At 38.4% G+C, this 12,438-nt stretch carries 19 protein-coding genes, 1 tRNA gene and 3 pseudogenes; 6 read left to right on the top strand and 17 right to left on the bottom strand.

All coding sequences use genetic code 11. From position 1 onward, the window contains the following. Positions 1 to 212: 212 nt before the first annotated feature. Positions 213 to 911: pseudogene (locus SPPN_RS11965) on the top strand (transposase); the annotation flags it as partial. A 105-nt stretch (positions 912 to 1,016) separates the two neighbouring features. Further along, positions 1,017 to 1,121: pseudogene (locus SPPN_RS12770) on the top strand (IS5/IS1182 family transposase); the annotation flags it as partial. A 14-nt stretch (positions 1,122 to 1,135) separates the two neighbouring features. Here SPPN_RS12770 and SPPN_RS14300 read toward each other — a convergent pair. From SPPN_RS14300 to SPPN_RS04610, 12 genes and pseudogenes are all read right to left on the bottom strand, one after another. After that, positions 1,136 to 1,470, bottom strand: a pseudogene (locus tag SPPN_RS14300) (site-specific integrase); the annotation flags it as partial. Between the two features lies 1 nt (position 1,471). Next, positions 1,472 to 1,846, bottom strand: coding sequence for a HepT-like ribonuclease domain-containing protein (locus SPPN_RS04660; RefSeq protein WP_001257560.1), 375 nt, complete (start codon positions 1,844 to 1,846; stop codon positions 1,472 to 1,474). Then, complete coding sequence (locus SPPN_RS04655; RefSeq protein ID WP_000263130.1) at positions 1,827 to 2,141, bottom strand: nucleotidyltransferase family protein; 315 nt, start codon at positions 2,139 to 2,141, stop codon at positions 1,827 to 1,829. Before SPPN_RS04655 ends, SPPN_RS04660 begins: the two co-directional genes overlap by 20 nt. A 45-nt stretch (positions 2,142 to 2,186) precedes the next feature. Next, positions 2,187 to 2,348 carry a type II toxin-antitoxin system RelB/DinJ family antitoxin gene (locus SPPN_RS04650; RefSeq protein ID WP_000077979.1) on the bottom strand — a complete coding sequence of 54 codons (162 nt, stop codon included), beginning with the start codon at positions 2,346 to 2,348 and terminating at the stop codon, positions 2,187 to 2,189. An 89-nt stretch (positions 2,349 to 2,437) separates the two neighbouring features. After that, on the bottom strand, positions 2,438 to 2,815 hold the full coding sequence (locus SPPN_RS04645; protein ID WP_000921490.1) for a type II toxin-antitoxin system HicB family antitoxin: 378 nt from the start codon (positions 2,813 to 2,815) through the stop codon (positions 2,438 to 2,440). 57 nt (positions 2,816 to 2,872) lie between these two features. Then, positions 2,873 to 3,061: a type II toxin-antitoxin system HicA family toxin gene (locus SPPN_RS04640; RefSeq protein ID WP_001131503.1), complete on the bottom strand. Its 189-nt coding sequence runs from the start codon at positions 3,059 to 3,061 to the stop codon at positions 2,873 to 2,875. A 272-nt stretch (positions 3,062 to 3,333) separates the two neighbouring features. Beyond that, positions 3,334 to 3,405, bottom strand: a tRNA-Arg gene (locus SPPN_RS04635). 40 nt (positions 3,406 to 3,445) lie between these two features. Then, entirely contained in the window at positions 3,446 to 3,793 is a 348-nt protein-coding gene (gene rplS / locus SPPN_RS04630) for a 50S ribosomal protein L19 (protein ID WP_001068669.1), read from the bottom strand. A gap of 118 nt (positions 3,794 to 3,911) precedes the next feature. After that, a complete protein-coding gene (crcB, locus tag SPPN_RS04625) occupies positions 3,912 to 4,241 on the bottom strand; it encodes a fluoride efflux transporter CrcB (RefSeq protein ID WP_000237406.1) in 330 nt (109 codons plus the stop codon). Then, positions 4,235 to 4,609: a fluoride efflux transporter CrcB gene (gene crcB, locus SPPN_RS04620; protein WP_000712082.1), complete on the bottom strand. Its 375-nt coding sequence runs from the start codon at positions 4,607 to 4,609 to the stop codon at positions 4,235 to 4,237. The genes crcB (SPPN_RS04625) and crcB (SPPN_RS04620) overlap by 7 nt, the downstream gene beginning before the upstream one ends. After that, complete coding sequence (locus SPPN_RS04615) at positions 4,606 to 4,872, bottom strand: chorismate mutase (RefSeq protein ID WP_000362492.1); 267 nt, start codon at positions 4,870 to 4,872, stop codon at positions 4,606 to 4,608. Before SPPN_RS04615 ends, crcB (SPPN_RS04620) begins: the two co-directional genes overlap by 4 nt. A gap of 115 nt (positions 4,873 to 4,987) precedes the next feature. After that, positions 4,988 to 5,431 carry a flavodoxin gene (locus SPPN_RS04610; protein WP_000241951.1) on the bottom strand — a complete coding sequence of 148 codons (444 nt, stop codon included), beginning with the start codon at positions 5,429 to 5,431 and terminating at the stop codon, positions 4,988 to 4,990. Positions 5,432 to 5,534: 103 nt separating this feature from the next. Here SPPN_RS04610 and SPPN_RS04605 point away from each other — a divergent pair, with 103 nt between their 5' ends. From SPPN_RS04605 to SPPN_RS04590, 4 genes are all read left to right on the top strand, one after another. Beyond that, a complete protein-coding gene (locus tag SPPN_RS04605) occupies positions 5,535 to 6,470 on the top strand; it encodes a DHH family phosphoesterase (RefSeq protein ID WP_000401749.1) in 936 nt (311 codons plus the stop codon). A 95-nt stretch (positions 6,471 to 6,565) separates the two neighbouring features. Further along, complete coding sequence (locus SPPN_RS04600) at positions 6,566 to 6,808, top strand: type B 50S ribosomal protein L31 (protein WP_000710773.1); 243 nt, start codon at positions 6,566 to 6,568, stop codon at positions 6,806 to 6,808. 177 nt (positions 6,809 to 6,985) lie between these two features. Next, positions 6,986 to 7,270 carry a type II toxin-antitoxin system RelB/ParD family antitoxin gene (relB, locus tag SPPN_RS04595; RefSeq protein WP_000213592.1) on the top strand — a complete coding sequence of 95 codons (285 nt, stop codon included), beginning with the start codon at positions 6,986 to 6,988 and terminating at the stop codon, positions 7,268 to 7,270. Continuing rightward, the gene (locus SPPN_RS04590) at positions 7,260 to 7,619 is read left to right on the top strand and encodes a type II toxin-antitoxin system RelE/ParE family toxin (protein ID WP_000221462.1); all 360 of its coding nucleotides are present in this window, start codon (positions 7,260 to 7,262) and stop codon (positions 7,617 to 7,619) included. The genes relB and SPPN_RS04590 overlap by 11 nt, the downstream gene beginning before the upstream one ends. Positions 7,620 to 7,754: 135 nt before the next feature. Here SPPN_RS04590 and tatA read toward each other — a convergent pair whose 3' ends face one another. From tatA to efeO, 5 genes are read right to left on the bottom strand one after another with little or no spacing between them, the layout of a single operon-like run. Next, positions 7,755 to 7,925 carry a twin-arginine translocase TatA/TatE family subunit gene (gene tatA / locus SPPN_RS04585; protein WP_000512112.1) on the bottom strand — a complete coding sequence of 57 codons (171 nt, stop codon included), beginning with the start codon at positions 7,923 to 7,925 and terminating at the stop codon, positions 7,755 to 7,757. Beyond that, positions 7,909 to 8,640, bottom strand: a complete 732-nt coding sequence (gene tatC, locus SPPN_RS04580; RefSeq protein ID WP_000375158.1) for a twin-arginine translocase subunit TatC — start codon at positions 8,638 to 8,640, stop codon at positions 7,909 to 7,911. The genes tatA and tatC overlap by 17 nt, the downstream gene beginning before the upstream one ends. Next, the gene (locus tag SPPN_RS04575; protein WP_000252106.1) at positions 8,641 to 10,329 is read right to left on the bottom strand and encodes an FTR1 family iron permease; all 1,689 of its coding nucleotides are present in this window, start codon (positions 10,327 to 10,329) and stop codon (positions 8,641 to 8,643) included. Next, positions 10,304 to 11,518, bottom strand: a complete 1,215-nt coding sequence (gene efeB, locus SPPN_RS04570) for an iron uptake transporter deferrochelatase/peroxidase subunit (protein WP_000136412.1) — start codon at positions 11,516 to 11,518, stop codon at positions 10,304 to 10,306. The genes SPPN_RS04575 and efeB overlap by 26 nt, the downstream gene beginning before the upstream one ends. A 5-nt stretch (positions 11,519 to 11,523) precedes the next feature. Then, positions 11,524 to 12,396, bottom strand: a complete 873-nt coding sequence (efeO, locus tag SPPN_RS04565) for an iron uptake system protein EfeO (protein WP_000732983.1) — start codon at positions 12,394 to 12,396, stop codon at positions 11,524 to 11,526. Positions 12,397 to 12,438 lie beyond the last annotated feature (42 nt).

Raw genomic sequence — 12,438 nt, 5'->3', positions numbered from 1 at the left:
ATTACATACCCCCTGCTGGAATCGATAAATAGAAAAAACCTTATTTTAAGGCTCTTCCTATACTATTTATCAATAACCCTCTTTTAGAGTATGTCCGTAAGTTTGAATAATTTGTTGTATATCTTTATGCCTTAGTAATCTTGAAACAGCCCATATATCAACACCTTTTGATAATAGACTTCCTGCGAAACAATATATGGTAGAATAGTTCTATGAATTATGAAGCAAGTGAACAACTAACTGATGCACGATTTAAGCTCCTGGTTGGTGTTCAGTGCACGACTTTTGAAGAGATGTTAGCTGTATTAAAAAGAGATTATCAAGATAAACACGCAAAAGGGGGACGAAAACCTAAACTAAGCCTAGAATACCTTCTTATGGCGACTTCAATATGTGCGAGAATATCGAACTTATGAAGAAATTGCGGCTGATCTTGGTATTCACGAAAGCAACTTAATCCGTCGGAGCCAATGGGTTGAAGTAACTCTTGTTCAAAGGTGGTGTTGCGATTTCAAGAACTCCTCTCAGTTCTGAGGATACGGTAATGATTGATGCGACGGAAGTAAAAATCAATCGACCTAAAAAAACAATTAGCGAATGATTCTGGTAAAAAGAAATTTCACGCTATGAAGACTCAAGCGATTGTCACAAGTCAAGGGAGAATTGTTTCTTTGGAGATCACTGTGAACTATTATCATGATATGAAGTTGTTCAAAATGAGTCGCAGAAATATCGGACAAGCTGGTAAAATCTTGGCTGACAGTGGTTATCAAGGGCTCATGAAGATATATCCTCAAGCACAAACTCCACGTAAATCCAGCAAACTCAAGCCGCTAATAGCTGAAGATAAAGCCTGTAACCATGCGCTATCTAAGGAGAGAATCAAGGTTGAGAGTATTTTTGACAAAGTATAGTAGATTGAAACTAGAATAGTACACCTCTACTTCTAAAACATTGTTAGAAATCGATTTGACTGTCTTGATTGATTTGTCCTGTTCTTATTTCATTTCACTATGAAAACGTTTAAAATATTTTCAACAACCTATCGAAATCATCGTAAACGCTTCGGATTACGAATGAATTTGATTGTTGGTATTATCAATCATGAACTAGGATTCTAGTTTTGCAGGAAGTCTAATAAATATAAACCGTAAATATGCCTGCCTGCTTTTGCTATCATGGTTTGGCTACCTATCCCAAGTTCGGATAAAAATACTTTCAAGTATTTATTCAATCCATAATTTGTAGAAAGTTTATACCTTCTATCACAAGAGACCAAATCATATTTCTTTAATTCTTCACGATTATAAAGAACCTTATCTTGTTCCTCTTTCAATGCATCCAATACAGATATTAAATCTTCATCAATAATAATTTCTCTTATGGAAGTATTCGTTTTTTGAGGAATAAAATTTGTCGATTTCTAGCAAATCTTCCATACGTTTTTAGAGTTTCTCTTTCATTTTCTATTTTATAATTCACCTTCTAATTCTCTTATAATCGAGTGTAAAGATTCTTTCGTTTTGGGAACAGATTCCTTCAATATACCCTCTATAATTTTAAAATTTAAGTTAGAATAATTATGATAAATAAAATTTCTAAAACCTTTTATCTGAGTCCAGTTTATCCTATCTGAATACTTCTGTTTTACTTCCTCTGATAATTTGCCTAACGATAACTGTTCTCCTACCTGTCCTAAATTCATAGCGATAGAATCAACTACCATATCATCATCTAAAGGTAAATTATATCTTCTTGCTTTATACAAAACAGCATCGGCCTTATCAAGATATAAAACCATATCCTTCAAATATGCTATATCAGTTTCAAGAGATTGACTTCTCATAAATAACCTCTCTATCATTCAAAAAATTTTTCTTGACTAACTTCCCAATGTTTGTTTTTGGAGAAAGTAAATCACTAACCAATAGAATATCTATATTACCATCAAAAATAGTCAAAAGTCTACCATATACATCAAAATATATAGAATCATCCTCTAACTCCAAAGCAATATCAACATCACTTTTCCCATCAGCTTCGCCCCTAGCATAAGAGCCAAATAGATAAATTTTAGATAAATCATATTGTTTAGCAACAGGAACAATTTTTTCCTTTATCTGATCTATTGTATAAACCATAACCGAACCCCTTTAGATTATATCTATCCACACTTTTATTTCACCTTACTCAGAATCAAGTTTAACTTCAAAAGGAATACTTCTTGTCAACACACTTTGCTTCAAAAATAACTTCACAGCAGTTGACATATCCAACCCCAACTCATTAAAAATCGCAGTCGCTTCTTTTTTCAATTCATCATCTACTCTTACAGCAATTTGTGACATAGCATTTCTCCTTTTCTTCTTGTATATCTATTGTATCACTTTTACCAATACATATCAAACTTATTCCCTAATAAATACAGTCTTTAAATTTAAACTTGCAACTTCTTCTCTAATGCTTGTGCCAAAACTTCTGAATAGTTAATCTTTTCTCGATCAGCAAGACGAACTAGCCATTCAGGAACGGTCACGTTCTTTCTAATCGCCTTGTTACTTCTCACAAAAGGCGCAGGATCAACTTGAATCATTGATACAAAACCATCTGAAACTTCAATCTTTAAAATATCACTTGGAGTAGGCAACGCCATCCCTTCATCGATATAAGAAGCTAAAACATTTTCAAGCATTTCTCGAGCATTTTTCATCGCTTCTTCGATATTTTTTCCTTCTGTACCACCACCAAATTCTGGAAATTCTACCCAATATCCTGTTCCTTCTTTATGAAAAATAGCTGGATACGTTTTTAACATTCTACTACCCCCAACATTCTACTACCTCTGATGTAAAAAGACTTAGGAAAGTAAAAATTACAATCCTAAATCTTTGAGAATCTTTCTCTCCAATCCCTTTCCCAAATCTTCATTTCCATGAACTGGAATCGTGACAAGATAAGAAAAACCCTCTTTCTTAAAATGATGATGACTTCCTCTTTGACGAACTTCAACCCATCCATTCTCAAGAGCTAGTTTCACCATTTCTTTACCTGTAAGTGGCATATATATTCGTTACCTCCTTACACTTACTATTATACGCATTATGTGTATAATAGTCAAATTAAAACAAACCACTTTTTCTCAATAACTACAAAATAAAATAGACCAGCTTCCTGATCTACTTTATTCTATATTCATTGACTTTTGGTCAAATTTTGGTCACACTTTGGTCAAAGATTCCAAAAATACTAACCTATTTTAAAAAACTAAATTGTGATGATTGCCTACAAATAAACACTTTAAATATTCTTTATGTTTCTTTACGCTTCTTATTATGCCCCCTGCAGGAATCGAACCTGCAACTACTCCTTAGGAGGGAGTTGTTATATCCATTGAACTAAGGGAGCTAGATAAAAACTCTGCTGAAAAAGCAGAGTTTTAGTCGAATTAACGACGGATTTCTTTGATACGAGCTGCCTTACCTTGAAGAGCACGCAAGTAGTACAATTTCGCACGACGTACTTTACCGTAACGAACAACTTCGATTTTTTCAACACGTGGAGTGTGGATGGGGAAGATACGCTCAACACCTACACCGTTAGAGATTTTACGAACTGTGTAGTTTTCTGAGATACCAGCACCTTTACGTGCGATAACAACACCTTCAAAAATCTGGATACGTTCACGGTTACCTTCGACAACTTTCGCGTGTACACGAACAGTGTCACCAGGACGGAATGATGGGATATCTGTACGAAGTTGACCTTCAGTCAAGCTTTGGATTAATGGATTCATTTTATTCTCCTATCTTTGTCAATCTTGAGGAATCTTCCTCAGCGGATAAACTGTATTTTTGTGCGTCCATTACACACAAGATACAGTTTACCAAATTTCCACAAAAAAGTAAAGAAATTTATAGCAGAATTCCTAAAAAAATCGCAATCAAACCACCGAGGTAGGTCAAAGCTAAATAAGAATAAAATCCCTTCCTATCACTTAACAATCTTTGGAGTTCGTCATTCAAGGTCGAAAAAGTTGTCAAACCTCCACAAAATCCTGTTGCTAAAATAGCATAGACTTCCTTAGACTCCACATGATTGTAGAATAATCCAATTAAAAAACAACCTAGAAGATTGACTATGAGCGTTCCGAGGGGCAATTTAGAAGTTTGATTGTAGCGGGAAAAGAAATAGCGCACTAAAGCTCCGAAACCACAAGCAATTGCAAGATAGACGATTACCATTTCTTCCTCCCTAGAAAATAAGCTAAGAGTAGGCCTCCACCGATGCTCAAAAGCAAATACAGGACTAAACTAAGATAACGCCCTGTATCAAGCAGCTTCACAGTATCAAGCATTAGGCTGGAAAAAGTTGTTAAACCTCCACAAAAGCCCGTCCCTAGTGCTAAAATCAAGCCCTTACTAGTCCCCTTATAGACCAGATATCCCTTGACAAGATAAATCAAGCAGAAAATTCCCAGATAGTTGACAAAGAGAGTGCCCCAAGGAAAGTCTGGACTGGCTGATAACCAAGTAGAAACAAGGTAGCGCACAAGTCCGCCCAACATAGCAGCTATAAAAATGCCTAGCGGATAAAATTGTTCTTTTTTCATTTGATATTCTGATTCTGATAATCACGCGAACGTTTGAGTATGTCCGAAAAAGTCGCGACAATAGTTTCCTGATAGCGCTTATCTCCTACACGACTTCTAACCTTTTCAAAAATAACCGCTTCTCTCTTAGTATCTAAAATCGGTTTACCTGAAGCTTTCTTATAGGCAACTACACCCTCAACCAAATGCATTCGTTCTTCTAAGAGCTTGACGATTTGGTCGTCGATTTGATCAATTTCTTGACGAATACTATCTAAATCCATACAGTCTCCTCCTTTATTTGAATTATTGTATCAAAAAGCCACCAAATAGGCTAGTAAAATCCTAACTCACGATAAGAAAAATGCACTGATTGATTACATCAGCGCACTTTTATACTTATCCTACTTTAGCAGCCAATTCTTCTGCGAATTGTTCCAAGCGCTCAATGTCTTCTTCCTCAGCAGAGAGATCAACTTTAACACATTCTGAACCTTTTTCTGCTCCTGTCGAAACAAAAACACGATCAAAGTCATCAACAGCCCTACAGAATTCATCGTAGAAGGTATCTCCTGAACCAACCACTCCGTAGATTTTGCCATTCAAGTTGAGATCTGCTAGGTCTTCGTAGAAGTCCATCATCTCATCTGGCAATTCACCATCACCATAAGTATAGGTCGCAACGATAGCGATGTCAGCTTCCAAGAAGTCTGAAGCGTCAACAGTTGTACATTCATCAACATCAACATCCAAGCCCAAGTCACGTAATTTGTCTGCTACAATATCTGCAATTTCTTCGGTATTACCGGTCATACTGGCAAATACAATTTTTGCTAATACCATATCGTCCTCCTCAATTTATCTTTCTCCATTATATCACATCTTTTTCATTTTAAAAATAAAAATTCTTGTGCTACAATGAAATGAGAAAGAATTGAGGTTATTTATGGAAATTTGCCATCAAATTTTAGAAAAAATCAAAGAATACGACACGATTATCATTCATCGTCATATGAAACCAGACCCTGATGCCTTGGGAAGTCAAGTAGGCTTGAAAGCCTTGCTGGAATATCATTTCCCTGAAAAAAACATCAAAGCCGTAGGTTATGATGAACCGACTCTTACTTGGATGGCTGAGATGGATCTTGTTGAAGATAGTGCCTACCAGAGCGCACTTGTCATCGTCTGTGATACGGCGAATACTGCTCGTATCGATGATAAGCGCTATAGTCAAGGTGATTTTCTCATTAAGATTGACCACCATCCAAATGATGATGTATACGGTAACCTATCTTGGGTAGATACTAGTTCAAGTAGCGCTAGCGAGATGATTACCCTATTTGCCCAAACAACCCAACTGGCCTTGTCAGATCGAGCTGCTGAGTTGCTCTTTGCAGGAATTGTTGGCGATACAGGTCGTTTCCTCTACCCTTCTACCACTGCACGGACTCTTCGCCTGGCTGCTTATTTGAGAGAACATAACTTTGACTTTGCGGCTCTCACTCGCAAAATGGACACTATGAGTTACAAAATTGCTAAACTTCAAGGCTACATCTACGACCATCTGGAAGTGGATGAAAATGGTGCTGCTCGTGTTATCCTGAGTCAGGAAATCTTAAAACGATTCAATGTCACCGATGCTGAAACTGCAGCCATTGTCGGTGCACCTGGACGCATTGACAGCGTCAGTCTCTGGGGAATTTTTGTGGAGCAGGCTGATGGCCACTACCGCGTTCGCTTACGTAGTAAAATCCATCCTATCAATGAAATCGCCAAGGAACATGATGGTGGAGGCCACCCTCTAGCAAGTGGTGCTAATTCCTATAGCCTAGAAGAAAACGAAATCATCTACCAAAAGTTAAAAAACTTGCTTAAAAACTGATAAAATACTTGCCAAACTTTTCAGAATCTGATAGACTAGTATGGTAACAATCTATGGCTCGCAAAGAGACCATGGCAGAAAGGAAATATTGTAAAATGAAAAAAGATATCCATACAGAATATCGCCCAGTTGTCTTCATGGACACAACTACTGGTTACCAATTCCTTAGCGGTTCAACAAAACGCTCTAACGAAACAGTTGAGTTCGAAGGCGAAACTTACCCATTGATCCGTGTGGAAATTTCATCAGACTCACACCCATTCTACACCGGACGTCAAAAGTTCACTCAAGCAGATGGACGCGTGGATCGTTTCAACAAAAAATACGGTCTCAAATAATGAGAAAAAGACAGCTTCGGCTGTTCTTTTTTGTTTCTTGAAATCAACTGCTGTTTTCATGTTCCAAACTAAAAAAACTTTACACTCTCGATAGTTTCTAGAGTACAAAGTTTTCTCTTGCCTAAAAAATATAAAAGATATATACTAGCTATATATAGTATAGATTGGAGATATACCATGACGACATCACTTACTAAACAGTACAATTTTAAAATCAATGAGTCATCAATGGAACAAGCTAGAGCTATCATCAAGGAAAAAGGAATGACTATGACGGATGCTATTAGTCTTTTTATCGAGCAGATTGTACTCGAACAGGATTTGCCAATAAAAACTGCAGAAGATATACATCGTGAGCGATTGATTCAGGAACTACAAGCCCAATCTGAACGCTCCTTAAGAGAATATGAATCCGGACAAGGAACTTCCCTAGATGATATGAGGCTACGATATGACTTATAAAGTGATTCTATCTACCGAAGTGAGTCAAGCAATTGACAGTATCCATGACTACATTACTACTGTTCTTTTATCACCTCAGTCTGCTAAGAATACTGTAGCCAGAATTTTAGACGGCTTAAAAAGTTTAGAAACTTTTCCTGAAGCTGGCTTTGATGCAGATGAAAAAATCGGACTAAAAATCAACAGTAAGTACCCTACGCGAGGAAAAATTATCGGTCAGTATATCTTGCTTTACTTTATCGACCAGACTCAAAGAACTGTTTTTCTTTCCCACTTATTTCACACCAAAAGTGACTATGTTACCTTGCTCCAAAGCAAAAATAACAAAAACTCAAAATCATCATTTTAATGTCCACCACTCTCTTAATAACCTTGTACTTATAAGGAACACAGTCTTCATTTTAACTAAAAAATAAAAAAACTTTGCACTCTAGCTAGCCACACAATGGTTTCCAGAGTACAAAGTTTTTTAATTAGACCAGATTTAATCTTCCTTATCTTGATTTTCAGTTCCTTTAACTGCTTTTTTAAATTCAGATAGCATTTTACCGATTGACTCGCCTAGTTCAGGTAATCGTTTTGGTCCAAAAATCAAGAGAGCTCCTAAAACGATGATAATCAATCCTGGTGCTCCAATATCACGTAAGATTCCCATTCCTCTCTCCTTTCTGCTTGCGTTTCATAATGTGTTTGCTAATAGCAATACTTAATTCATAGAGTAATATCAAGGGGGCAGTCATTGCCAAATCGCTGACAAAGTCAGCTGGTGTCAAGATGACTGCAAGTACCAATAAGATAAAATAGGCATATCGGCGATAAGCAATCAATAATTCTGGTCCAATGAGGCCAATCGACGTCAAAAAGGCAATGATAACTGGTAATTCAAAAACCAGAGCCATGGGTAAGGTCGTTTGAAAAACAAAGGACAGATAATTTTGGGCTGTTAACTGCGTTTCAAATAGTCCTTCTCCTAGCCCTAATAAAACCTGAAGTAAGGCTGGTGTTACAAAGTAAAAACCAAAAGCCAGTCCAACTAGAAAACAAAGGAAACTAGCTGGAATATAGGCAAAAATCGCTCTAGCTTCTTCCTTCTTTAAACCGGGTTTGATGAAAGACCAAATATGATACACCGTGTAAGGCAAGGTGATGGTAAAGGCCATCAGACTAGCCAAACGTATGTATATCCATAAAATATCATTGGGTCCTAAAACAATCAACTTTTGCTGAAAAGATTGGGTCACATACTGGTAAATCTGGTCTGCAAACAGCAGAGAAGCAGAGAATACCAAAAAGAAACAAATGACTACTGCCAATAGTCTCTTTCTAAATTCTACCAGATGTTCAACGATTGTCAATTCTTTTCTATCCATTTATTTTTCACCCTGTCTAAAAGTGACAATCAAGACAATAATAACAAAGACTAGCTGGCTAACCAAGCCTTCCCAACTTGGATAAATTCCAAGCAAGTCGATCGTTGGAAAGCCTGTCACTAAGTGATTTGGTGCCATATTGGTCAACTGAAGAGCATGGATACTAACCCCCAGCATCTTGAAGGCTAGGGCATAAATCATCCAAGTCAGGATAAAGAAGACCTTATGTGGCAGGAAGAATTGACTGGCCTTGTTCATCACAACGGCAATAATTACCAGAACCAGCAAGGCAAGTGAAATTCCCAAGACAAATTCAAAACTGGAAATTCTTGGTAAAATCCCAACATAAAAGAGAATGGTTTCTGCTCCCTCACGGAAAACAGCTAGAAAACTGAGGGCAAACATGGAAATAAAGGAGCCTGTTTTGGTCACTGTTTCCATTTGTGACTCCATAAAGGTATTCCATTTTTTGACCGAGGATTTGCTGTGGAGCCAGATTCCAATCAAAATCATCATAGCTACTGCAAAAATTCCCACTGCTCCTTCGATGATTTCACGATTGGAGCCTGATGTTACTGCTGGAAAGGCAATTTGCAGGATAAAAGCAATAAGGAGACTAGCCATGATTCCAGTGATAGCACCACCATAAACCCACTTGAGTCCCTTTCGCATCTTGGCTGCTTTCAAGGTCGTCACCAAGGCCATGACGATTAAGAGAGCCTCTACCCCTTCTCTCAGGAGAATCAGCATGGCATCAAAGGCATTGTAACGTGCGCTAGTATCAATTTGTGATAAATCTGCAATCAGTTTTTCTAATTTTTCTTGGTATTCCTTCTCACTTCCCTTGACCATAATCACAGGGCTTTCACTTTCCACTCGAGTATAGAGGGAAGGATTGGTCGTGCTAACAGAGCCTTCAATCGTTGGCCAGATAGTGATGAATTCCTTCATGCTAGCTGCTCCTGATGCTTGATCACCAGCTTGGAATTGTTCCAAAGCCTTTGTCAAAAGGGCAATACCGTCTTTAAGACTCAAATCAGAAGATGTTGCTACGACTGCTTTTCCAGCTACAAAATCATCAATAGCCTTTTTTAAGTCCTCAAAGGAAATCTGGATTGAATTAAAATCTGTAGGCTCGGTTTCCATACTACTACGCAAGAAAGAAATAGCTGTTTCAACACGTCCATAATGGGCCGTACTATTGTCACGAACCACACTTTCATTGATGGTCCAAGTGGAATTCATTTTCTTAAAGGCCTCTCGGACCTTTTCCAAATCTTTGGAAGTAATAGCCTGTTCCAAGGCTTCAAAACGTAGACTCAGACGGTTGACCAATTTTTCCTTTTCCGCATCTAGGTCAATAGGATTTTGTTCTTTTTCAAAAGCTAATAGGGCTGCAGAAATTTCGGTGAGTTTGTCTTCAGTAATCTCGCCTGATTGAGCTAACTTTTCCTTAACAACTTTACCAGCCTCAGAATTGCTGTCTTCTACTCTTTCGAAGTCTGATGCCATCTCCTGAACGAGTTTCTGAGCCTCAGACTGACTCCCATTTTTGACCGCTTTAGAAGCATCTGTGATTTTCACAAAGTAAAAATTCAGACTTTCTTGGGCACCTACTGGGGAAAGAATTAAAAGTGACAAAGCTAAAACTAGTAACCAGCTTTTAGCCTTCCAATAATTTCTGACCAATGTAGCCCCCTTTCTCCACACCACCAAAGCAAGCAAAGAGTCCACTACCGATATGAGTGATGTATTCATTCATCTTATCAGTAGCGCCTAGATTGGTTTGAACCTTGACAAAGTTATCAGGATCCTTCTGGAAAGAAATAAAGAGCAAGCCCGTATCAAACTGGCCAGTTTTTTCATCAATTCCATCAGAGTAAGAATAAGAACGACGCAAAAGCGGCTTGTCCACTTCCTTAGCCAAACGAACATGCGAATCATCAGGCAAAAGACTCAAATCCACTTCATCAAACTCATTTTTCTTACCGAAAGGGGCACCACTTTCCTTGTAACGACCAAAGGTATTTTCTTGTTCTTCAAGACTAGTACGATCCCAAGTTTCTAAAAACATCTGAATCCGACGAACTGCCATATAAGAACCATTTTCCATCCAGTCCTTACTATCAGCCCAAATGACGCGGTCAAAGTCTTTCTCCTTGGTTGGATTTGCTGTTCCATCCTTAAAACCAAAGAGGTTACGCGGAGTCTCCATTCGATCCCCGATAGCTGCAAAACCAGACTGACTCCAACGAAGGGTCACGGCATTTCTCCCCTTACGGATGAGATTGCGAATAGCGTGAAAGGCAACCTGCTCATCATCTGCACAGGCCTGGATGACAATATCTCCACCAGTATATTTTTCACGCAATTGCTCTTTAGGAAAAGGCGGTAAATCCCTGAAAACTTGAGGACGCTTGTTTTCCAAGTTCATCTTTTTCAAGAAACTCGCAGACACACCAAAAGTCAGCGTCAAACGATGAGGGTTGAGCCCGACTGTCTCACCAGTATCACTCGGAGGCAAGAGAGCATTCTGGCCATCTTTTTTGACCAATTCCCCCTCAACCAACTTGGCACTATAATCCGTCCAATCCTTGAATAGCTGGATAATCTTATCGCTATCCGTCGTATGCAGGTCCAAGACAACAAAATAGATATTCTTTTGCATGGGCGTACTAATCCCAGCTTGATGCTTGCCATAAAAAGCAATTTTTTCATTTCCGTACGAGATTTTTTCCTGACTTCCTAGCTTAGGTGCGAAAAAAGCAGAAGCACCAGAGAGTCCTAGCGCTAAACCAGCCCCTCCAATCCCTGCTTTTTTTAGAAATTCTCGACGGTCCATTTTCTTCTCAAAAAACTTTTCGTCTTTTTCAGTCATGACTCTTATTCTCCACTAAGAAATTTACCCATTTGTGATAGAGGTTCACCAAGTTTTGTCACAGCTTCTGACAATTCTTTGGTATCTTCTGTTGTCAAATCTGTATAGAGCTTGTAGTGTTCCTTGTCGGTCATGTGTTTGTCCAACAAATCATTGACAGACTTGAAGTCCGCTTCCAATTCTTTAACTAGGTTAGCGTCTGATTTTTCAAGCAAAGGTTTAAAGAGTTGGAAAATCTTCTCAGCTCCCTCGATATTGGCACGGAAGTCATACAAGTCTGTATGAGAATAAATTTCCTCTTCCCCTGTAATCTTACTTGTTGCAACTTCGTTAAGCAAGTCGACTGCCCCAGTCAGCATAACCTTGTAGTCCACATCAACAGTTGCAATCTTGGCTTTCAATTCCTTGATATCATTGACCAACTGATCACCATAGCTTTCAGTTCCTTTAGTTGTATTGTCTTCCCAAAGGATACGCTCAATACGGTGGAAACCTGACCATCCCTCTTCTGTCTTGTTTTCGTCCATGTAGTCTGCCAAACGGAAGTCAATCTTGACATCTGACTCACCAAAACTCTCGGCAATCGGTTCTGAACGCTCATAGGACATACGAATCAGTGGATAAACCTTCTTAGCTTCTTCTAACTTGCCTTCTTTCAAAAGTTTGACAAAGCCTTCTGTATCTGTCAACAGTTTATCGATTTGCTCTTGCACAAAAGTCTTATAGTCAGCAGTGGCCTTATCAAGCATTTTCTGCTTGTCTTCAGACAAGGCTGTCACCTTGGACGAATCACTCGTATTGCTTGGCTTAGATTGGTTATTAGCACAAGCTGTCAATAGCAAGGCTGAAGATAAAAGGACAAAACCTAGTTTTTTCATTGTATACTCCTATCGGTTCAGGAAACCTGAATTCATTTTACG

The sequence above is a fragment of the Streptococcus pseudopneumoniae IS7493 genome (assembly GCF_000221985.1).
Lineage (GTDB): Bacteria > Bacillota > Bacilli > Lactobacillales > Streptococcaceae > Streptococcus > Streptococcus pseudopneumoniae.
This window is presented reverse-complemented; position numbering and strand designations above follow the sequence as displayed.